General features: G+C 63.1%; 17 protein-coding genes. 10 read left to right on the top strand and 7 right to left on the bottom strand.

Features of this window, described 5'->3' with window-relative positions:
• Positions 1-94: 94 nt before the first annotated feature.
• The 5 genes from BM438_RS41505 to glgC form a co-directional block, all read right to left on the bottom strand.
• Positions 95-1,246, bottom strand: a complete 1,152-nt coding sequence (locus BM438_RS41505; protein ID WP_054040549.1) for a branched-chain amino acid ABC transporter substrate-binding protein — start codon at positions 1,244-1,246, stop codon at positions 95-97.
• A 463-nt stretch (positions 1,247-1,709) separates the two neighbouring features.
• Positions 1,710-2,171 (bottom strand): hypothetical protein, encoded by a 462-nt coding sequence (locus tag BM438_RS41510; RefSeq protein WP_054040547.1) that lies wholly within the window; start codon positions 2,169-2,171, stop codon positions 1,710-1,712.
• 98 nt (positions 2,172-2,269) lie between these two features.
• Entirely contained in the window at positions 2,270-3,136 is an 867-nt protein-coding gene (gene pdxY / locus BM438_RS41515; protein WP_054040545.1) for a pyridoxal kinase PdxY, read from the bottom strand.
• A gap of 216 nt (positions 3,137-3,352) precedes the next feature.
• The gene (glgA, locus tag BM438_RS41520) at positions 3,353-4,813 is read right to left on the bottom strand and encodes a glycogen synthase GlgA (protein WP_093646776.1); all 1,461 of its coding nucleotides are present in this window, start codon (positions 4,811-4,813) and stop codon (positions 3,353-3,355) included.
• A 118-nt stretch (positions 4,814-4,931) separates the two neighbouring features.
• On the bottom strand, positions 4,932-6,197 hold the full coding sequence (gene glgC / locus BM438_RS41525; RefSeq protein ID WP_093646779.1) for a glucose-1-phosphate adenylyltransferase: 1,266 nt from the start codon (positions 6,195-6,197) through the stop codon (positions 4,932-4,934).
• Positions 6,198-6,659: 462 nt separating this feature from the next.
• Between glgC and BM438_RS41530 the strand changes: the two genes are divergently transcribed.
• Positions 6,660-7,805: an alpha/beta fold hydrolase gene (locus BM438_RS41530; protein ID WP_093646781.1), complete on the top strand. Its 1,146-nt coding sequence runs from the start codon at positions 6,660-6,662 to the stop codon at positions 7,803-7,805.
• A gap of 264 nt (positions 7,806-8,069) precedes the next feature.
• On the opposite strand, the gene BM438_RS41535 is transcribed toward BM438_RS41530, so the two are convergent.
• Positions 8,070-9,065 carry an LLM class flavin-dependent oxidoreductase gene (locus BM438_RS41535; RefSeq protein ID WP_093646784.1) on the bottom strand — a complete coding sequence of 332 codons (996 nt, stop codon included), beginning with the start codon at positions 9,063-9,065 and terminating at the stop codon, positions 8,070-8,072.
• A 1,197-nt stretch (positions 9,066-10,262) separates the two neighbouring features.
• Between BM438_RS41535 and BM438_RS41540 the strand changes: the two genes are divergently transcribed.
• The 5 genes from BM438_RS41540 to BM438_RS41560 are packed head-to-tail and all read left to right on the top strand — an operon-like array spanning position 10,263 to position 15,640.
• Positions 10,263-11,342, top strand: coding sequence for an LLM class flavin-dependent oxidoreductase (locus tag BM438_RS41540; protein ID WP_093646786.1), 1,080 nt, complete (start codon positions 10,263-10,265; stop codon positions 11,340-11,342).
• Positions 11,343-11,354: 12 nt separating this feature from the next.
• Entirely contained in the window at positions 11,355-12,326 is a 972-nt protein-coding gene (locus BM438_RS41545; protein ID WP_244179581.1) for a class II aldolase/adducin family protein, read from the top strand.
• A 12-nt stretch (positions 12,327-12,338) separates the two neighbouring features.
• On the top strand, positions 12,339-13,400 hold the full coding sequence (locus tag BM438_RS41550) for an ABC transporter substrate-binding protein (protein ID WP_093646788.1): 1,062 nt from the start codon (positions 12,339-12,341) through the stop codon (positions 13,398-13,400).
• A gap of 33 nt (positions 13,401-13,433) precedes the next feature.
• Positions 13,434-14,042, top strand: a complete 609-nt coding sequence (locus BM438_RS41555; protein ID WP_093646790.1) for a cysteine dioxygenase family protein — start codon at positions 13,434-13,436, stop codon at positions 14,040-14,042.
• Positions 14,039-15,640 (top strand): rhodanese-related sulfurtransferase, encoded by a 1,602-nt coding sequence (locus BM438_RS41560; RefSeq protein ID WP_093646793.1) that lies wholly within the window; start codon positions 14,039-14,041, stop codon positions 15,638-15,640. The genes BM438_RS41555 and BM438_RS41560 overlap by 4 nt, the downstream gene beginning before the upstream one ends.
• Positions 15,641-15,659: 19 nt before the next feature.
• On the opposite strand, the gene BM438_RS41565 is transcribed toward BM438_RS41560, so the two are convergent.
• A complete protein-coding gene (locus BM438_RS41565) occupies positions 15,660-16,571 on the bottom strand; it encodes a LysR family transcriptional regulator (protein ID WP_093646815.1) in 912 nt (303 codons plus the stop codon).
• Positions 16,572-16,768: 197 nt separating this feature from the next.
• Here BM438_RS41565 and BM438_RS41570 point away from each other — a divergent pair, with 197 nt between their 5' ends.
• The 4 genes from BM438_RS41570 (at position 16,769) to BM438_RS41585 (ending at position 21,012) form a co-directional block, all read left to right on the top strand.
• Positions 16,769-17,755 (top strand): ABC transporter substrate-binding protein, encoded by a 987-nt coding sequence (locus tag BM438_RS41570; RefSeq protein WP_093646795.1) that lies wholly within the window; start codon positions 16,769-16,771, stop codon positions 17,753-17,755.
• A 22-nt stretch (positions 17,756-17,777) separates the two neighbouring features.
• Positions 17,778-18,968, top strand: a complete 1,191-nt coding sequence (locus BM438_RS41575) for an acyl-CoA dehydrogenase family protein (RefSeq protein ID WP_093646798.1) — start codon at positions 17,778-17,780, stop codon at positions 18,966-18,968.
• A 517-nt stretch (positions 18,969-19,485) separates the two neighbouring features.
• Positions 19,486-20,037, top strand: a complete 552-nt coding sequence (locus tag BM438_RS41580; protein WP_093646800.1) for a hypothetical protein — start codon at positions 19,486-19,488, stop codon at positions 20,035-20,037.
• Positions 20,038-20,058: 21 nt separating this feature from the next.
• On the top strand, positions 20,059-21,012 hold the full coding sequence (locus BM438_RS41585) for a patatin-like phospholipase family protein (protein WP_093646802.1): 954 nt from the start codon (positions 20,059-20,061) through the stop codon (positions 21,010-21,012).
• Positions 21,013-21,186 lie beyond the last annotated feature (174 nt).

Consider the following 21,186-nt stretch of genomic DNA (forward strand, 5'->3'; position numbering starts at 1 on the left):
CAGGTACGGCATCGACCGTGCCCACGGCAGCGGCGGTAAAGAAGTACCGCCACTGCCGCATGAACAGCAATGCCGTCACGGGCAAAAGAGACGCTTAACTTCCGCTCTTGGTCACGATAGGCACCCATGCCCCGCTCTTGACCTGATACAGCGTGGAAGCGCCGCTTTTCAATGCCCCGGTGCTATCGAACGAAATCTTGCCGGTCACGCCGTCGTAATCGAGTGCCTTGAGCACCGGCCGGTAGACCGCCGGCGAGCTGGATTTTGCCTGCTGCATCGCCTTGATCGCGGCCCATGCTCCGTCATACCCAAACGGTGCGTACGACAGGATGTCGACCCCAAAGCGCTTCTTGAACTTCGCGGAGAAGTCTTTGCCGCCCGGCAACTGAGCCAACGGTCTGCCGTATTCCCAGGCCATCGCACCTTCTGACGAGTCGCCGGCGAGCTTGATGAAGTCCTGATCCATCACGCCGCCGCCGCCCACTAGCTGTGCGTTCATCCCCAGTTGCTTCATCCGCTTCGCGAAGCCCGCCGCTTGCGTATCGAGGCCGCCGAAGAAAATCAGATCGGCATTGGTCGCCTTGATCTTGGTGATCTGCGTGCTGAAGTCCACCGCGTGATTGTCGGTGTATTCGCGCGTCACGATGGTGCCGCCGTGCGCTTTCACCGCCTTCTCGAACTCGTCGGCCTCGCCCTGGCCGAACGCGGTGCGGTCGTCGATGATCGCAATGCGTTTGGCCTTCGTTACCTCGACGGCGTAGACGCCCGCGTTGCCGGCGTTCTGCGCATCGGTGGAAATCACCATGAAGGTGTTCGCGAAGCCACGGCCGGTAATGATCGGGTTGGTGGCGGCCGGGTCGATCACCGGAATGCCGGCCTGTTCGTACACCTGGGAGGCAGGAATCGTCGTGCCCGAATTGAAGTGGCCCACGACTACCGAGACCCCCGCGTCGACCAGCTTCTGCGCGGCCTGCACGCCGATGCGCGGATCGGCCTGGTCGTCTTCGGAGACGAGCTGGAATTGTGCGACCTTGTCGCCGATCTTGATCTTCTGGGCGTTGGCTTCCTCGATGGCAAGCCGGACACCGTTCTCCAGATCCTTCCCGTAGCCCGCGTTGGCGCCTGTCAGCGGCGCGGCGAAGCCGATCTTCACCGGCAGGTCGTCGGCGAAACTGGCCAGCGGCGCGATCGCGAAGGCAGCGCCAACGAACAGTGCAAGCGGTTTCAGCGTGTTGCGAAGACTCATGGTCTTTCTCTCCATCGACAGTTTCAGGTGTGAAAACGGTAAGGCGGTAACGCTGGATCGACGCGCAAGCATGGGTTCGACTTCGCATGGCGCGCGTCATCAAGAGTACGGACGATCGGTCACCATCAACAATGCTGGAATACGCCGGTAGGAAGAACCCTTGGGGCGTGCGCAATGGCGTTCACATGCCGGTCAATCTGGCGCGAATATAGAAAGCCAATTTGCGACCGTCTTGGCAGTTCGCGGCGCTTTGAATGAGCATTTCGGCATAGGCCGCACAGCGCTTGGGCTGGAGGCCTGTCAGCGGCAGCGTGCGGGTGCGGATTGCGGCATATGCTTAAGAAGCATGGAGCCGATGTGCGGGCGGGTAAACGGGGATACGGCCTGCTTGTTAAGGCCTGGTTGTGGCTTGCGGATGATGCTCGAGAAACCGGCGCGAGCGCGCCGGCCTGAAACTACATGCTCACTGCTCGCCTTGCTGGCGCAGCAGCTCTTCACGCAGACGCAGGAGGGGCGCCTTGGTTTCGTCGTCGGCCCAGGTGTCGAGATCGTCGATTGCGCGCTGGCAACCGTCGAGCACCAGGTCGATGTCCACCGGCACGCCGTTGTTCAGCGCGAATTCGATGGTCTCGGCGAACTGCTGGCACTCGTCCTCGCCGTACGAGATGTCGAGGTTGTCGGCGATGATTTCGGCGATGTTGCTGCGCGCCTTGTCGTCGGCCGTCACCATTTCGACGATGCCGCGCGCTACCGCCGGCGAATAGAACAGCGCGATGTCGAGCCACTGTGCGGGATCGAAGTCGGCCTGGTCGAACTGGTTTTCGAAGTACTCGATTGCTTCCTGCTCGTGCGCTTCGTCCGCGTCGACACTGATGCACAACTGCTCAAAAAATTCTTCCCGCTCGCTGCGGATATAACCGTCCATCGATGCCTCGTCTGCTAAATGCGAAATGCCGGATGCCTTAAAAAAAATGCGGCGCGGGCGGGTGGCGGCCCATGCCTGCTCGGCACGCATTATAGGACCTAAGCCGTTTCCGCCACCCACGCGTCGAACCATTCACGCGGTTGCGCGATTTCGTTTTGCGCCGCCACCAGTTCCAGCTCGTAGCGCCCGGCCTGCCATGTCGTTTTGACGACGCCGTTCACGGCGGCCAGCGTGTGCTCGAAGGCCGAGCGGATCGAATCGCCCAGCAGCGTGCGCGCGACGAACACCGCGCTCGTCAGATCGCCGACGCCCACCGGCTGCCGCGCGAACGGGTAGAGCGGACGCTGGCCCATCCAGGCCTCGCGCTCGGTGACGACCAGCATGTTGAAACGGTCGGCGGGACTGTTGCGATCGAGCAGGTGTTTGACCAGCATGAGCTTCGGCCCGCGGGCAATGACCTCGCGGCACGCGGTCACGGCTTCTTCGAGTGTCTCGATCTCGCGGCCCACGAGGCGCTGCAACTCGGTATGGTTCGGCGCCATCGCGTCGGCCACTTCCGGCATGGTGCGCACGAGAAATTCCTGAATGCCCGGTTCGACCTTGCAGCCGCTCGCGGCGCCCATCACCGGATCGCAGAAGTACCACGCGCGCGGATTGGCGGCCTTCACGGCCTTGACGATCTCCAGCACCGCTTGCGCCTGCTCGGGCGTGCCCAGGTAGCCGGACAGCACGGCGTCGCAGCGCGGCAGCATGCCGATCGCGCCGATCCCTTCGACGAGCTCTTCCATCTGCGAGGCCTCGATCGCGCCGCCGGTCCAATGACCGTATTGCGTGTGGTTCGAGAACTGCACGGTATTGAGCGGCCAGACATTGACGCCGAGCCGCCGCATCGGGAATTCGGCCGCGCTATTGCCGGCGTGCCCGAAGACGACATGTGACTGGATGCTCAGAACGTTTTTCGTCATGGTGTGGCCCGCGCCAGCGTGGTGCGCGATCAATGAGAACGGAAGGATGGCCGCGGTAACGAACCGGCTTTGGCCGGGCGCCTGAAGCGGCGTGATTGTGTTTCGTGACTGTTTTTCAGATGGTGCAAGAAAAATGCGCTATCTGCATAGTGAGGAAACAATACATGAGTTTGTCACGTGCGAGTCGATCCGTCCCCGTGTTGTTGCGTCGAACCATCAGGATAGTTCGCGATACAAGGCCAGATAGCGCTCGGCCGAGGCGCCCCAGCCGAAATCCTGATGCATCGCGCGGCGTTGCGTGGCTTTCCACTCGGTGCGCCGGTCATAGAGCGCAAACGCGCGGCGGATCGCCGCCGCAATGCCCTTCGGCTCGAATCGTTCGAAGACGAAGCCTGTAGCGAGGTCCTCGGCGAGATTTTCGAGCGACGCGTCCACAACAGTGTCCGCGAGGCCGCCGACGCAATGCACGAGCGGCAGCGACCCATAAGCCAGCGCATACAGTTGCGTCAGCCCGCAAGGCTCGAAGCGCGACGGCACCGCGATCACGTCGCTGCCGGCGACGATCGTATGCGCGAGCGTTTCGTCGAAACCCAGTTCGACCGCCACCGATTCCGGATGCGCATGCGCGGCGTGTTTCAAACCGTTTTCGAGCGCCGGGTCGCCGGTGCCGAACACCACTAGCTGCCCGCCGCGTTTGACAATTTCCGGCACCGCCTCGAGCAGCAGGTCAAGGCCTTTCTGCTCGGTCAGCCGGCTCACCACGCCGAATAGCAGTGCATCGCTTTTCTGCGCGAGGCCGAAGCGCTTTTGCAGCGCCTCCTTGCAGGCCAGTTTGCCGGCCAGACGCGTGTCCGTGTAGTGATCTTCGAGCAGCGCGTCGGTGGCGGGATTCCACACCGAGTAGTCGACGCCGTTCAGGATGCCGCTCAGATCGTGCGAGCGATGGCGCAGCAACCCGTCTAGCCCGCCACCTTGGGCCAGAGTCTGGATTTCGCGGGCGTAGGTGGGGCTGACGGTGGTGATGCGGTCGCTGTAGTAAAGGCCTGCCTTGAGAAACGACAACTGCCCATAGAATTCGACGCCGCGCATGTTGAAGAAGTCGTCAGGCAGCGCCAACTGGCCGAACTGATGCGCCGGAAACACGCCCTGATACGCGAGGTTGTGCACAGTAAAGACGCTGCGCGCGAACGAGCGGCCGTGCTGCCGTTCAGCCGCCTTCAGATAGGCGGGCGCGAGTCCGGCGTGCCAGTCGTGCGCGTGGACGATCTGCGGCGCCCACGCCGGATCGAGGTGCTGCGCCAGTTGGGCGGCGACCCAGCCGAGCAGGGCGAAGCGTTGCGCATTGTCGCCGTACGGTACGTGTTCGTCGTTCAGATAGGGGTTGCCGGGCCGGTCGTACAGCGAGCCGGCGCGGATCACATAGACGATCAGGCCGTTCGACGGCAACGTGCCCTGTTCGAGCGTGACGCCCGGCGAGTCGAAGCGGCGGCCCAGTTGCGCCACCGGCCGCAAGTCCGTCAAGCCGGCGACTACCGCCGGAAAGCCGGGCAGCAGCACCCGCACGTCGGCGCCGCGCTCGATCAGCGCGGGCGGCAACGCGCCTGCGACGTCGGCGAGACCGCCCGTTTTGAGGAGGGGATACAGCTCGCTTGCGACGTGCAGGGCGCGAATCGTCATAGGCTCGGTCTCGTTCCTGTTAGTGCGGGTTTGCGGCAGGTCTGCGGCAGTTTGCGCGGGCGGCAAGACGGGCGGCCGGCTCCTCGCCAGCCCGTTCGTTTTGCCGCCCCGGCGACGATTACGTTCCCTTCTGCCGCAGTGCGTCGGGCGTGACCAGCACGACGCCGTCGTCGGTGCGATAGAAGCGTTCGGCGTCCGCGGCCGGATCTTCACCGATCACCGTGCCGTCCGGAATGGTGCAGCCGCGGTCAATCACCACTTTCTGCAGCCGGCAGCTTGCGCCGACGGTGACCTGCGGCAACAAGACTGCCTCATTGATGTTACAGAACGAACTCACTTTGACGTTCGACGACAACACCGAACGCGAAATCTGCGAACCCGAGATCACGCAGCCGCCGCACACGATCAGGTTGTTGCCGGTGCCTTGCAGACCTTTCAGATCGCGTACGAACTTGGCGGGTGGCAACTGTTCCTGATACGTCCAGATCGGCCAGTTGCGGTCGTACAGGTCGAGCGTCGGGATGGTGGAGGCAAGATCGAGGTTTGCAGCCCAATAGGCGTCGATCGTGCCGACGTCGCGCCAGTACGGCTCGACCGTCGGGTCCGACGACACGCACGACATGCTGAACGGATGCGCGATCGCCGTGCCTTGCGTGACGACGCGCGGCAGGATGTCCTTGCCGAAGTCGTGATCGGTGTCGACGCTCGAGATGTTCTCTTCGAGTAGCGAATACAGGTAATCGGCGCTGAACACGTAGATGCCCATGCTGGCGAGCGCCGAATCCGGGCGCCCCGGCATGGCGGGCGGATCGGCGGGTTTTTCGACGAAGCCGGTCACGCGGCGGTTTTCATCCACATGCATCACGCCGAAGGCCACTGCTTCCATGCGCGGCACCTCGATGCAGCCGACCGTGCAATCGGCGCCGCTTTCCGCGTGATCCGCGATCATGCGCGTGTAATCCATCTTGTAGATGTGGTCGCCCGCCAGCACGACCACGTATTTCGGCCGGATCGAGCGGATGATGTCGAGATTCTGGAACACGGCGTCCGCCGTACCGCGGTACCAGTGGGCGCCTTCCACCCGCTGCTGCGCCGGCCAGAGGTCGATGAATTCGCCGAATTCGCCGCGCAGGAAACCCCAGCCGCGCTGCAGGTGGCGGAGTAGCGAGTGCGCCTTGTATTGCGTGACGACCGCGATGCGGCGGATGCCGGAGTTCAGACAGTTGGAGAGCGCGAAGTCGATGATCCGGTACTTGCCGCCGAAGTGCACCGCTGGTTTGACGCGCTTGTTCGTGAGCGGCCCGAGCCGCGTGCCCCGTCCGCCCGCGAGGACGATAGCGAGGGTGGTGCGTTGCAGATCGTTCAGCCGTGCCGGAGTTTCCATGTCTGTCTCCTTTGTCGACCGGAGTTAGCGCTTTAGCGCTTACTCCGGTCCCTTGCAAGATAGTTGCTGATTGGTATGCCCCGGGTGGTCTTGTTATCTCGCTCTGCGTTATTGATTCGTGCTGCCAGGCGGCTTTCGTCTTGGCGGGCCCGTCTGCTAGTTCTAGCACCGAATTGCCGCCGGCGAATAGTCTGAATTGTGCGGATGCAACTCGCGCGGCCGCCTTGCGAACGATCAACCCTTGCGCGGGACGCATCCGTGCGGCACGACACATAGGGCGCAAGGCGAAGCGTCGCAATATGCGTGCCACACTGGCCGGTTCCGCCATGAGTCTGCCCGCGCGGCAGCAGAGTCCGGCGGCGCGTCGTAGAATCGTCCGCTTTGAACGGGGTGTGGGCGTTGCTTTCCAGCGCCCTGAGCCTGCCTGCTTCCCGCCGATTTCCCTTTGCAAGAAAACGATCGATGAATTTTCGCCGCCAGTCTTTGTTCGCCATCTTGAGCGCCTGCGTGCTAGCCGCTGCACCTGGTGCTTTCGCCGCCACGCCGGCCAGTGGGGCCGTCGCGGGTAGTGCGGCCAGTTCCGGTGGTTCAGATGGATCTCACGCCCAGCCCGGTTCCGCGGCGACCAGCGCCACTCCGGCTGCGGCCGTCGACAACAGCGGTCCGGCGTACGGCCCCGAGTTGCAGGGCTTCAACTATCCGGCGCCGGTCGAGCAATACGACTTCACCTCGCAAGGTGTGGCGCTGCACATGGCATACATGGATATCAAGCCGGAGCATGCGAACGGCCGCACGGCCGTATTGCTGCACGGCAAGAACTTTTGCGCGGCGACGTGGGACGCGACGATTCATCGCCTGAGCGACGCCGGCTATCGGGTGATCGCGCCGGATCAGATCGGTTTTTGTAAATCGAGCAAGCCTGAGCACTATCAGTACAGCTTTCAACAACTGGCGCGCAATACGCATGCGCTGCTCGAATCGCTCGGCGTGACCGATGCGACCGTGATCGGCCATTCGACCGGCGGCATGCTCGCGATCCGCTATGCGCTGATGTATCCGCATGAAACGCAGCAACTGGTGCTGGTCAATCCGATCGGCCTCGAGGACTGGAAGGCGAAGGGTGTGCCGTCGCTATCGGTCGACCAATGGTACGAGCGCGAGCTGAAGACGACCGCGGACAGCATTCGCCGTTACGAGCAGGCGACCTATTACGCGGGCCAGTGGCGCGCAGACTATGAGCCGTGGGTACAGATGCTGGCGGGGATGTACCGTGGCCCGGGCAAGCAGATCGTGGCGTGGAATTCTGCGTTGCTGTACGACATGATTTACACGCAGCCCGTGGTGTACGAGCTCAGCCACCTGAGCATGCCGACGCTGCTGCTGATCGGCCAGAAGGACACGACCGCGATCGGCAAGGATGCGGCGCCGCCTGACGTGCGCGCAAAGATCGGCCACTACCCCGAACTGGGCAAGGCCGCCGCGAAGGCGATTCCTCACGCGACGCTCGTCGAATTCGCCGGCTTGGGGCACGCGCCGCAGATGCAGGACCCGCAGGCGTTTCATAAGGCGCTGCTCGATGGGTTGGCGGCGGTGCCGGCTAATCGGTGAGTTTTGGCGCGTGTATAAGCTTGGGCCTGAGCGCTAGGGCGTGGGATTGAGTTGAAGCGCTTTAGCCGAGGTCAGAGCCCAACGTATGAGCTTGATTTGAAAGTTGGAATTGAGTTCGAACTCGCACGGCGCTGACTGAGCGCGATGAGCATTGCGGCTGGGCAACCTGATGTCCGTGTATTCAGGGCAACCAGCCAATCGACGAAAAAAGAAGGGCGGCCTGTGCTGATACAGGCCGCCCTTTTCTGTTACTTGCCTGCGTTGTTACTTACCGGCACCCAACTCGTCACGCACTTGCGCGCCGATCTCGAACGAACGCAGCCGTGCTGTGTGATCGTAGATCTGCGCGGTCAGCATCAATTCATCCGCACCGGTCTGATCGATGATCGACCGCAGTCCCTCGCGAACCGTATCGCTATCGCCGATGACGGAGCAAGCGAGCGAATGCGCGACGCCGTTTAACTCCATCTCCGAGGCTTCGATGCGCTCGACCGGCGGCTGCAACTGACCGGGCGTGCCGCGCCGCAGGTTGACGAACTGCTGTTGCAGCGAGGTGAACAGACGTCGCGCTTCCTCGTTGCTATCGGCGGCGAACAGATTGACGCCGACCATGGCGTAGGGCTTGTCGAGCGTTGTCGACGGACGGAATTGCTCGCGATAGACCTTTAGCGCGGTGAACATATGATCGGGCGCGAAGTGCGACGCAAACGCGAACGGCAGACCGAGCGCGGCCGCCAGTTGCGCGCTGTACAGCGATGAGCCGAGCAGCCACAGCGGCACATGAAGGCCTGCGCCGGGGACTGCGCGAATCCGCTGACCCGGCACCGGATCGGCGAAATAGCGTTGCAACTCGACGACGTCGTCGGGAAACGACTCCGCGCTATTTTGCAGATCGCGGCGCAGCGCGCGGGCGGTGCTTTGATCGGTACCGGGTGCGCGGCCGAGGCCCAGGTCGATGCGATCCGGATAGAGCGAGGCGAGAGTACCGAACTGTTCTGCGATGACGAGCGGTGCGTGGTTGGGCAGCATGACGCCGCCGGAGCCGACGCGGATTTTCTTCGTCCCACCGGCGACGTGGCCGATCACGACAGCGGTGGCTGCGCTGGCGATACCGGTCATGTTGTGGTGTTCTGCGAGCCAGAAGCGGCGATAGTTCCAGTTTTCCGCGTGCTGGGCGAGGTCCAATGTGTTTTTGAACGCGTCCGCGGGGGTGGCACCTGCGATGACTGGCGATAGGTCGAGGACCGAGAAGGGGATCATTTTCTGTTCATGTGATGTTTCGGGCGCTTTCGCGCGATGGGGCATTGTGGCAAAGGTTTTGGTTTTCTGCTGACCGTCCTGGGATGTCCACGTTCGTAGAAGGGGGTTAATGGTTTTGCCTGCGGCTTGCCTTGTTTTTGTCTGTGTTCTTGGGGCGTTGGCCTTTCCTTGATCTGGCTTTGGTGCCTTTCCTTGCATTGTTAGTGGTTTATTAGCGTTGCCCCTGTGCGGGGCGGCACTTACTTTCTTTGCCGCCGCAAAGAAAGATAAGCAAAGAAAGCGGCTAGAAGCCCCTGCTAAGCGGGCACCGTGGTCTGCAAGTGGTAGTGGTGCGACTGGAATCTGTGTTCGTGCCGCTGCACAGGCTTGTGACAAGGGCGTCATACTTCCGGCGGCGCTGCGCGCGCCGAAGAGCCATTCATAAAACCGATCGCTACGTTTTGATGCCACGCCTTGCCGCCGAGCCGTGGCTCGTCATTGGGCGCCACTGCGATTGCAATTGGAGCGGCAACTGCAACCGCCTACAGCAGCCGCAGCCGCGACTGTGATCGTGACCGGGACGGTGATTGCAGTACACCGACATATCGTTTGAGGCGGGTTTCCCGGGTGAATGCAGGAACGCATCGCCGAGGCGAAGCCGATGGCCCCCGCTGCGCCAAACGAAGCCGGTGGTTTCCCCTGCAGACCCGTCCGCGACGCACGCAGTGCGGAGTGGGAGCTGATGACTCCTTTGTCACTAACGTGGAATGTGCGAGAGCACGGATTCCAGTCGCACCACTACCCCAGGCAAACCACGGTGCCCACTTAGCAGGGGTTTCTAGCCGCTTTCTTTGCTTATCTTTCTTTGCGGCGGCAAAGAAAGTAAGTGCCGCCCCGCACAGGGGCAACACTAATAGACCACTAACAATGCAAGGAAAGGCACGAAAGCCAGATCAAGGAAAGGCCAAAGCCCCAGGAACACTGACAAAAAACGCCGCGCAGACAACAAGATCAAGAAAAGCCCTGCCGCAGGCAAACACCAGCCCAAGCCCAGCGCCGCCACCCCCTTTTACATGCAATCCCGATATAGATATGTCCGATCAATATTTAACAACCGCATGTAGCGCTGCTACCTTAATCCCCTCGAACAGAGCACCACACCCATTCAAGAAAGCCACCGCCCCGCCGGGCAAAAAACCACCCTTGGGAGACACCACCGTGTCCATCGAATTCATCGGCATGATCCAGACCCGCAAGGTGTCCGAGACCCACGCCCCGCAAGGGCCCACCATCGACATCGACTACGTGGAGCAATTCGCCCGCGCTCACGAAGCCGCGGGCTTCGACCGCATCCTCGTGCCGCATCATTCGACGAGCCCCGATGCGCTCCTCACCGTCGCCCACGCGGCCAGCGTCACGAGCAAAGTGCATTTCATGCTCGCCCATCGCCCAGGCTTCGTCTCGCCCACGCTCGCCGCGCGCCAGCTGGCTACCCTCGATCACTATTCCGGCGGCCGTCTCGCCGTCCACATCATCTCCGGTGGCGACGACGCCGAACAACGCCGCGACGGCGACTACCTGTCGCACGACGAACGCTACGCCCGCACCGACGAATACCTGCACATCCTGCGCCGCATCTGGACCGAAGCGAAACCCTTCGATCACAACGGTCAGTACTACCGCTTCGAACAAGGCTTCTCCGAAGTGAAGCCGGTGCAGCAACCGCATATCCCCGTATATTTCGGCGGCGCATCGGCGCCCGCGCTCGAAATCGCCGGACGTCATGCCGATGTCTACGCGCTGTGGGGCGAATCGAAGGCGCAAGTGCGTGAACAGGTCACCCGCGTGCGCGCCGAAGCCGCGAAACACGGCCGTAACGTGCGCTTTTCCGTGTCGTTCAGGCCCATCCTCGCAGCTACCGAAGCAGCCGCGTGGGAACGCGCGGAGCACATCCTCGAAGAAACCCGGCGGTTGCGCGCGGCGCAGGGAGTCGGCGTCGGCGGCCCGGCGCAAAGCGAAGGCGCGCGGCGGCTGCTCGCGGCATCGGGGGAGTCGGATCGCGTCGATGAACGTCTGTGGACCGGCGTCGCCAAGGAAATCGGCGGACGCTCGAATTCGACCGCCCTGGTCGGCACACCGGAACAGGTCGCCGAAACGCTCGCGGAGTATTACGCGCTTGGCGTGTCGACTTTCCTTGTGCGCGGCTTCGATCCGCTCGAAGACGCCGTCGACTATGGCCGCGAGCTGATTCCGGCCACTCGCGAACGGATCGCGCGCGTCGAACGCGTAGCCGCCTGAACGGAGCCACAGATGACCGATCTGTCCGCTGCGTTGCAAAACACCCCGGAGTCGCAAAGTACCGGCGCGCTGCAAGACACGCCGGAGCAGCAAAGTACCCGCTCGTTGCAAGACATCGCAGCGCCACAAGGTGCCCACGCGCCGCAAGGCACCCCGGAGCCGCAAAGCACTCCCACGCTGCAAAACACCGCAGATACACCGCCGCTCCAGCGTCACGCGCCGCTGCGTAAATTCTGGTTCGACGACGTCCCGCCGCGCGCCAGCATCCCGGCCGAACGGCGCTATCGGCAGGAACGGCTCGCCGTGGCGTTTCGTCTGTTCGCCCGCTATGGTTTCGATCAGGGTCTCGCCGGCCATATCACCGCGCGCGATCCCGAGTGGCCCGATCACTTCTGGGTCAATCCGTTCGGCAAGCACTTCAGCCGCATCCGCGTGTCGGATCTGCTGCTGGTGAATGCGGAAGGGGAGATCGTGGTCGGCGAAGGGCCGGTGAATCAGGCGGCCTTCGCGATTCACGCGGCGATTCACGAGGCGCGTCCGGATGTGATTGCCGCCGCGCACACGCATTCGCTCTACGGCAAGGCATGGTCCACGCTCGGCCGCACGCTCGATCCGTTGACGCAGGACTCGTGCGCGTTCTATCAGGACCACGCCTTGTTCGACGACTTCCGCGGCGTGGTGCTCGATACCGATGAAGGCGCGCGCATCGCCACGGCGCTCGGCGAACGCAAGGCGGTGATCCTGAAGAATCACGGCATCCTCACAGCGGGTCCGAGCGTCGAGGCGGCGGCGTGGTGGTATATCGCGCTCGATAACGCCTGCCATGCGCAATTGCTCGCCGAAGCCGCGGGCACGCCGCAAGCCATCCCGCACGACGTCGCCACGCTCACGCACGAGCAGGTCGGCCGCCCCGGTGGTGCGCTGTTTGCGTTCCAGAGCCTGCTGGAAGGGCTGGTCGAAGCCGAGCCTGACGTCCTTACCTGAGCACCCCATAAGATGACCCAACGTTTCGATTCGCCGGTTTCGCTCCGGCGCCGCCGGCTCGTGTCCGCGCTGCCGGTCGCGCTGTCAGCCTCATTCCTTGGAGCAGCAGGTACAGGTTTGATTTCGACAGCCGCCGCAGCAGCCACGCCGGCGGCAAGCGAGAAAACCGATCCGTCTGTCGACCTCAGCAAAGTCCGTTTGCGTGTTGCAACCTACAAAGGCGGCGACGCTACGCTGCTAAAAACCGCTGGCCTCGCGGATACGCCCTACGCCATCGACTGGTCCGAATTCCAGTCCGGCAACGCGATGGTCGAGGCGATGAACGGCGGCTCGCTCGATATCGCCTCCGGCAGCGAAATCCCGCCGATCTTCGCGCGACTGCAGAACGCTCAGGTGCGCGTGATCGCCGTCTACAAGGACGACGTCAACAACCAGGTGGTGCTGGTCCCGAAGGGCTCGACGATCCGTTCGATCGCCGATCTGAAGGGCAAACGCGTCGGCTATCTGCGCGCCACCACGACGCATTACTACCTGCTGCGCATGCTCGAAGAGGCGGGGCTATCGTTCAGCGATATTCAGGCTACCTCGCTTGCGCCGCGCGACGGTTTCGCCGCTTTCAACGCCGGTTCGCTCGATGCCTGGGCGATCTACGGCTACAACGTGCCGCTTGCGATCTCTCAAGCGGGGGCACGCGTGCTGAAAAACGCCAACGGCTATTTGTCCGGCAATTACCTGTACTACGGTCATCCGTCGGTACTCGCCGATCCGCAACGGCGGGCCGCGTCCGCGGATCTGCTGGTGCGGTTGCAACGCGCCTGCACATGGTTCGGCCAGCATCAGGATGCGTACGCGAAGGTGTTGTCCGCGGAGTTGCGGGTGCCCGAGGAGGCGATCCGTTCCTTGTATCGCAACCAGAGCCAGGCGCGCCGCGTGACCGGCGTCACGGCGGCGGACATCGCCAGCGAGCAGCAGGTTGCCGATACGTTCGCGCGCGCCGCGGTCATCGACCGGCATGTCGACGTCGCACCGTTATGGACCGACACCTTCAACGCCGCGCTCGCCCGCGGTGCGTGACAAATTCAAGTCAACCCACATTCTGAACATTCGATGACTCAAGCTTTGAGACCGGACCGGCTGCGCGCGTTCGTCGGACGGATTGCGTCGCTTGTCGACGAACGCGCGCCCGAAGCGCATCTGCTCGAAGCCGGCGGCGCCGCGCTGCGCGAACTGATCGCCCACGACGACTGGTTGCCCGACGCCTTCGCGCAGCCCGACCCCGAGCGCTATCAACAATTCCTGTTGCACTCGGATTCGCAGCAACGTTTTTCAATCGTAAGTTTTGTATGGGGACCGGGCCAGTCGACCCCGGTGCATGACCACACCGTATGGGGTTTGATCGGTGTGTTGCGTGGTGCGGAAATTGCTCAGGGATATCGCATCACGTCAGACGGCGCGCTGGAAGAAGAGGGGGCAGCAAAGCGCCTCGATGCCGGCGCGGTGGATGCCGTGTCGCCGCGCATCGGCGATATCCATCGTGTCAGTAATGCTTTTGACGATCGTACGTCGATCAGCATTCACGTGTACGGTGGAAATATTGGCGCGGTGACGCGTTCCGTCTATCCAGCCGGCGGAGGCCGTAAAACCTTTATCTCCGGCTACTCGAACGATGTGTTGCCGAATATCTGGAATGTTTCGAAGGAGTCCCTGATCTCATGAGTTTCGCTACAGAATTCCGTACCCGATCATTCAAAGACGTGCGCCGCGCACTGCTCGAGCGCGAGGAAATCGCGCTCGTCGACGTGCGTGAGGAGGATCCGCACGCACGCAGTCATCCGCTGTTCGCGGCCAACCTGCCGCTCTCGCGACTCGAACTGGAAGCGCCGGTGCGCTTGCCGCGCCGCGATGTGCCGATCGTCGCGTTCGACGACGGCGAAGGGCTTGCCGAACGCGCCGCACGTCGGTTGAACGAGCTGGGCTATACCAATGTCGCGCTGCTCGATGGCGGTTTGCAAGGCTGGCGCGAGGCGGGCGGCGAGCTGTTCCAGGACGTCAACGTGCCGAGCAAGGCATTCGGCGAACTGGTCGAAAGCGAGCGCCATACGCCGTCGCTCGGCGCGCCGCAGGTGCTCGCGCTGCTCGATCATGAAGCCGATGTGGTGGTGCTAGACGCACGCCGCTTCGACGAATACCAGACCATGAATATTCCCGGCAGCATCAGCGTGCCGGGCGCGGAACTGGTATTGCGTGCGCGGCAGCTCGCGCCGAATCCCGCCACGCGGATCATCGTCAATTGCGCGGGGCGCACGCGCAGCATCATCGGCGCGCAATCGCTGATCAATGCGGGCGTGCCGAATCCGGTTGCGGCGCTTCGCAATGGCACCATCGGCTGGACGCTTGCCGGTCAGGCGCTCGCGCACGGCAGCTCGCGGCGCTTCGAGCCGATTGTCGACGACACACTTCGCCTCGCCGCCGCCGATTCTGCGCGCGGGGTAGCGGATCGCGCCAAGGTAGGCCGCACTTCGCGCGACGAAGCGCGTCGCTGGGCCGATGAAGCGGTGCGCACCGTTTATCGTTTCGACGTGCGTACGCCGGAAGAATACGAAGCGGGCCACGTGCCCGGCTTTCGCAATGCGCCGGGCGGTCAACTCGTGCAGGAGACCGACATGTTCGCGCCGGTGCGCGGCGCGCGCGTGATCCTCGCCGACAACGACGGCGTGCGCGCGAACATGAGCGCGTCGTGGCTCGCGCAGATGAACGTCGAGGTGTATGTGGTGGACGGTCTCGGCAACGCGGACTTCAGCGAAAAGGGCGCCGCGCCCGCCGCGCGCTTTGCGCCCACGCCGCCTGCTGTTGAAGAGATCACGCCGGCCGGGCTGGTGACGCTGCTGCAATCACCGGGTACCGTCGTGCTGGATTTCACGACCAGCGCGAACTATGTGAAGCGCCATATTCCCGGCGCATGGTTCGCGATTCGTGGCCAACTCGCCGAAGCGTTGCGCAAGCTGCCGGATGCGCAGCGTTATGTGGTGACCTGCGGCAGCAGTCTGCTTGCGCGTTTTGCCGCGCCTGAGTTGGCGGCGCTGACGGGCAAGCCGGTGCAGGTGCTGGCCGGCGGCACGAACGCGTGGGTCGAAGCGGGTTTTGCGGTGGAGAGCGGTGAGACGCGGCTGGCGTCGCCGCGCATCGATCGCTATCGTCGTCCGTATGAGGGAACCGATAACGCGCGCGAAGCGATGAACGCGTATCTGGAGTGGGAGTATGGCCTCGTTGCCCAGCTTGGGCGGGATGGAACGCACGGCTTTCGCGTGATCTGATGGGACAGCGGCGCGTGGTTCAGGCCGCGCGCTGCGCTCGCGCCTCCTTGAATTGCCGCTCGATCGCCGCGCCCAAGCGCTCGACCGGCTGTTGCAATTTACCCAGCACGCGCGGATGCACGAGCCAGATATCGATGAGAGGCTTGAAGTCGCTGATCGACACGATATCGAGTGCGTCCGCGTGAGCGCTGGCGTGCAGCAGCGGTAAAGGCACGAGGCCGAGACCGTTGCCGTCGGCGACCAGTTGCAATTGCAGCTCGGTGCCGAGCGTTTCCAGATTGAGCTTGAGCGCGAGCCCAAGACCCGTCAGCGTGCGCTGCAGGCCGTCGCGAAAGCCGCATCCGTCCGGATTCAACACCCACCCGATCGACTGGCATTCCGCCAGCGTGTGCGTGCGTTTCTTCAACATGCCTTTTTGCGCGACTACCGCCAGTTTGATGCGGCCAAGCGAGCGGGCCGACAGGATCTCGTCGAAGGTCTTGTTGCTCGGCAGCAGGATGGCGGCTGCGTCGAGTTCACCCTGTTCGACGCGTTGCAGAAGCTGGCTGCCCCAACCGGTTGACGCTCGCGCCTGCAGGTCCGGATAGGCCGACTTGAGGCCGCGCATCGCATCGGTCAGCGCGATATCGGCAATGGTCTGCGCGACGCCGAGGCGCAGCATGCCCACCGGCGGCGTGTCGGTGGCGACGATCTCGCGCAGCACGTCGAGCTCACGCTGGATCACGCGGCATTGTTCGTAGACGATGCGGCCCGTTGCCGTCGCTTTGAGCGGACGCGTATTGCGGTCGAGCAATTCGACGCCGAGCGCCTCTTCGAAATTCTGCAGGCGGCGCGTGATCGCGGGCTGCGTGAGGCCGAGTGAGAGCGCCGCCTGTTGCAGCGACTGACAGCGAATGACGGTGACGTATGCGTCGATTTCGTCGATCTTCATGATGAGCGGTGACTTGATGAGTGCGCTACGAGGCGCAAGATTCGTGCGTTCGATGATACCTGTATCGATGTGCGCGCACGCCTCACCGGCCAAGAAAATTCGCATATTTGCTTAGCAGAATAATGCGTTTGTCTTATACAGATGCGTGCCTTATCGTCGATAGCACATTATCTGAATGCCACGACGTAACCGCCGCCATGCCGACTCCTAGTTCTTCGTTCTCCGCCTCATCCGTCTTGCAACGTGCGTTGCTCAAACCACTCGGCGCGGCAGTGCTCGCACTGTGCGCGACGCTTTGCGCAACGCAGTCTTATGCAACGGATCTACCCGTGCTGAAAGTCGGCGACCAGTCCTTGCAAACCCGCGGCATTCTCGAAGCATCCGGACAACTCCAAGACCTGCCGTACAAGATCGAGTGGTTCAACTTTCCTGCCGCGCAACCGCTTGGCGAAGCGCTGAACGCCGGCGCGGTGGATGTTGGCGGACTGGGGGATGCGCCGCTCGTGTTCGCGCTCGCAGCCGGCGCGCGGGTCCGTGCGGTCGCGGCGACCCGGTCGAATCCGCTGGATCTGGCGATCGTCGTCGGCGCGCAATCGCCGTTGAACGATGCAGCGAGCCTGAAGGGTAAACGCATCGCCACGACGCGCGGTTCGATCGGCCATTATCTCGCGCTCGCCGCATTGAAGAAGGCCAACGTGCCGGTCAGCGACGTCACGTTCGTGTTCCTCGCACCCGCCGATGCGAAGGCGGCGCTTGCGTCGGGCAGCGTCGATGCATGGTCGGTGTGGGACCCGTATACGGCACTAGGAGAAGCGCGCGATCACGATCGCATCATCGCCAACGGCGTCGGCCTGTCCGAAGGGCTCAGCTATCAGGTTGCGACCGAACGCGCGATCGCGGAGAAGCGCGCGCAACTCGCCGACTTCCTGCGACGCGTGGCGATCGGCCAGCGTTGGGCGCTTTCGCATCCAGACGAAGTGGCGACGATGCAATCGAAGGTCACCGGTCTGCCGACCGATGTGCTGAAAACCGTCTATCAGCGCGGCCAGGTGCATCCGGTGGCGATCGACGACAGCGTCGTCAGCGCGCAGCAGCGCACCGCCGATACCTACGAAGCCGCCAATGTGATTCGTGCGCATCTCGACGTGCGTACGAGCTTCGATCGCAGTTTCCCGTTGCCTTGACGCGGCCTGCCGGAGTCCTCGCATGAATGCCCCGATTGCCAATAGCGCCGTGACGCGCCGTCATCCACCGCTCGATAGTGCTGCGTTCGACGCGCTGCTCGCGAAGCTCACGAGCGAGTTCGCTGCCGGTGCGGCTCACTACGACCGCACGGCGGAATTTCCGCACGCCAATCTGGCGCGCTTGCATGAATTCGATCTGCTCTCGTTAACGGTGCCCGCATCGCTTGGCGGTGCGGGTGCGAGCTTGCCGCAGGCTTTGAAGGTGGTGCGCGCGGTGGCGCGCGGCGAGCCTTCCACGGCACTGGTGCTGGTGATGCAATACCTGTTTCATCATCGCTTGCAGGGCAACCCGCATTGGCCTGTTGAACTGCGTGAACGTGTGGCGCGTGAAGCGGTACGCGATGGCGCCTTGATCAACTCGCTGCGCGTCGAGCCCGAGCTGGGCACGCCGGCACGCGGCGGTTTGCCGTCGACGATTGCGAAGCGCAGCGCCGATGGCTGGATCATCGACGGCAGCAAGCTGTACTCGACCGGCAGCCCGGGTCTCGCCTGGCTTGCGGTATGGGCGCGCAGCGACGAGACGCCGCCGCGCGTTGGCGTGTGGCTGGTGCATCGGGACACCCCGGGCGTGCGAGTCGGCAGCGAGTGGAATCATCTCGGCATGCGCGCCACGGGCAGTCACGAGCTCGTGTTCGAGAACGTGTTCGTACCGGCTGCTCACGCGGTTGACGTCCATCCGCCTGGCGAGCCGGGTGCGGGACTCGATGCACTTGGCTTCGCGTGGATGAGCGTGCTGTTGTCGGCGCTGTATGACGGCGTCGCACGGGCGGCGCGCGACTGGTTCGCGCAATGGGCCGCTGAACGCACGCCCGGCAATCTCGGCGCGCCGCTCGCGAGCTTGCCCGCGTTTCAGCAGACGCTCGGCCGCATCGACGCGCTACTGTTCAGCAATCGTGTGCTGCTCGACGCAAGCGCGCACACCGAACGCGTGACACTCGATGAAGCGCCGCTCGTCAAGTACACGGTGACGAACCAGGCCATAGAGGCGGTGCAACTGGCCGTCGAGGCAAGCGGCAATCCCGGTCTGAGTCGCGACAATGCGCTCGAGCGTCACTATCGCGACGTGCTGTGCGCGCGAATTCATACGCCACAGAACGATTCGGTGCTGCAGGGGGCAGGGCGCGCGGGTTTCGCTGCGTTTGTCCGCGCGTAGGGAGAGTTGCACGACCGCCGTGCAAACCGGGTGCTGCGCCTGCGCAGCCCACTGCAAATCCTCTGCCAATTCGGTGTAAACGCGCTCTCGTTTAAATCCGGCAATCCGTTTAGATTAGCTGCACTTGAGGGGCTTATCGAGGGACCAGGGCGGCCAAACAAGCAGCGGTCCGCCATTCAGGCGACGGCGCAAGGTCAGAGGCCAAGGTCTCTCACCGCTTCGCCCGGGACCGGACCGCTGCGCGTCGTCCGCGATGCTGCGTTTCAAGCGGCTGTTCAGTCGCTGTTTGGTTTCCGGTTTGACCGTATCGACCGACTTGGCGACGCTTTGCACAGCGTCGCCTTTTTGTTTGTGGAGACGGTTTCTCGCATTCCTCTGCAACACACGCCGCACGGCGGCCCTTGAGCGCATTGCCTGCGTCGCTCGCGGTTTTTCGCGCACGCGGTTATCCTGTAGTACACCCTACACAACGGGATGCGGGCGGATTGCCGCTTCGTGTCCGTACAGGAAACTCGCTGTGAGCCTCAAACTGCTTACTGTCGCGATGCTGGCCGCGTGCGTTGCACTGACCGGTTGCGACGACCAACAGAGCGACCGTGCCGTGCAAAAACTCAAGGAATTCTTCAACGCCGTCAAGCCGGACGCGTTGCTACTCAAGAATATGACGCCGGGCATTACCACTGAGGCGCAGATCCGCGATCAGATGGGCAAGCCGGAAACCGAGCGCACGTTTACCGACGGTTCCAAGCGTTTCGAATATCCGCGCGGCCCGCAAGGACTGAACACGTACATGGTCGACATCGACCGTGACGGCAAATTGCAATCCATCACGCAGGTGCTGACCGCCGACAACTTCGGGAAGATTCGCATCGGCATGACGGAAGACGAAGTACGCCGCCTGCTCGGCAAGCCAGGTCAGATCGCCGTGTTTCCGCTCAAGCCGGAGACCGTGTGGAGCTGGAAATGGCGCGAGGGCGGTGTGACCGAAGAAGGCATTTTCAACGTGCACTTCGACCAATATCAGAAGGTGTACACGACATCGCGCTCGGACGTGATACGCGGGCGCTAGCCGGTAAAAGGCGGGGAACACATGATACATCGACGTCGATACAGCCGGATCGGGCTGGTGTTGGGGGGCGGCGCAGCACGTGGCTGGGCGCATATCGGTGCGATTCGCGCGTTGCACGATGCGGGCATCAAGCCAGATGTGGTGTGCGGCACGTCGATTGGCGCGCTGGTCGGTGCCGTGTATGCCAACGGCGATCTCGACTGGCTTGAAGAATGGGTGTCGAAGCTCACCTGGCAAACCGTGGTGAGGCTGCTCGATCTACGTTTTTCGGGCGGCTTGCTGGGCGGGCGCAAGGTGATCCAGATATTCGCGGACAAATTCGCCGGCCGCTCGATTGCGCAATTGAACATGCCGTTCGCGGCGGTGGCCACCGAACTCGATTCGGGCCGCGAGAGCTGGTTACAGGACGGCAGCGTGGTGGACGCGGTGCGCGCCTCGATTGCGATTCCGGGGATTTTCACGCCGGTGTATCACAACGGTGTGTGGCTGGTGGATGGCGGTTTGAGCAATCCGGTGCCGGTTTCGGTGGCGCGCGGCATGCGGGCGGACTGCGTGATCGCGGTCGATCTGAACAACGACATTCTGAATGGGCGCGATTTTGGTGGAGCGGCGGTTGACACGCCGGCGCTGGATCCGGATGCGCCGCCGCCGGTCGCGTTACGGCGTAACGGCAAGCCTTGGCCACGCTGGCTGGCACCTGCCGAAGGGCGCGCTTCCGATGATGTGCGGGTGGCGCCGGCGCCAAGTGCGCGGGTGCCGTCGATGCTGAGTTCGATCGCGCAGAGCATCGACATCATGCAGGTGCGGATTTCGAGGAGCCGGCTGGCGGGTGAGCCGGCGGATATTTTGATTCAGCCACGGCTGGGTGGGATGGGGATTTTTGATTTTCACCGGGCCGGGCCCGCGATGGAGGAGGGGCGCGCGGCGGTTGAGTATATGTTGCCGGCTATTCGGGCTCGGTTGGGGATTGAATGAAGGTTTGGTTTTTTTGCCTTCGCGGCGCTTATTGTCTGTGTTCCTGGGGCTTTGGCCTTTCCTTGATTTGCTAGTGGTTTATTAGCGTTCCCCCTGTGCGGGGGGGCACCTACTTTTCTTTGCCGCCGTGTATAGACCGGGGACATGGTTGACAGACGTGCGGAGACATCGTTG

The sequence above is a fragment of the Paraburkholderia aspalathi genome, assembly GCF_900116445.1.
GTDB lineage: Bacteria > Pseudomonadota > Gammaproteobacteria > Burkholderiales > Burkholderiaceae > Paraburkholderia > Paraburkholderia aspalathi.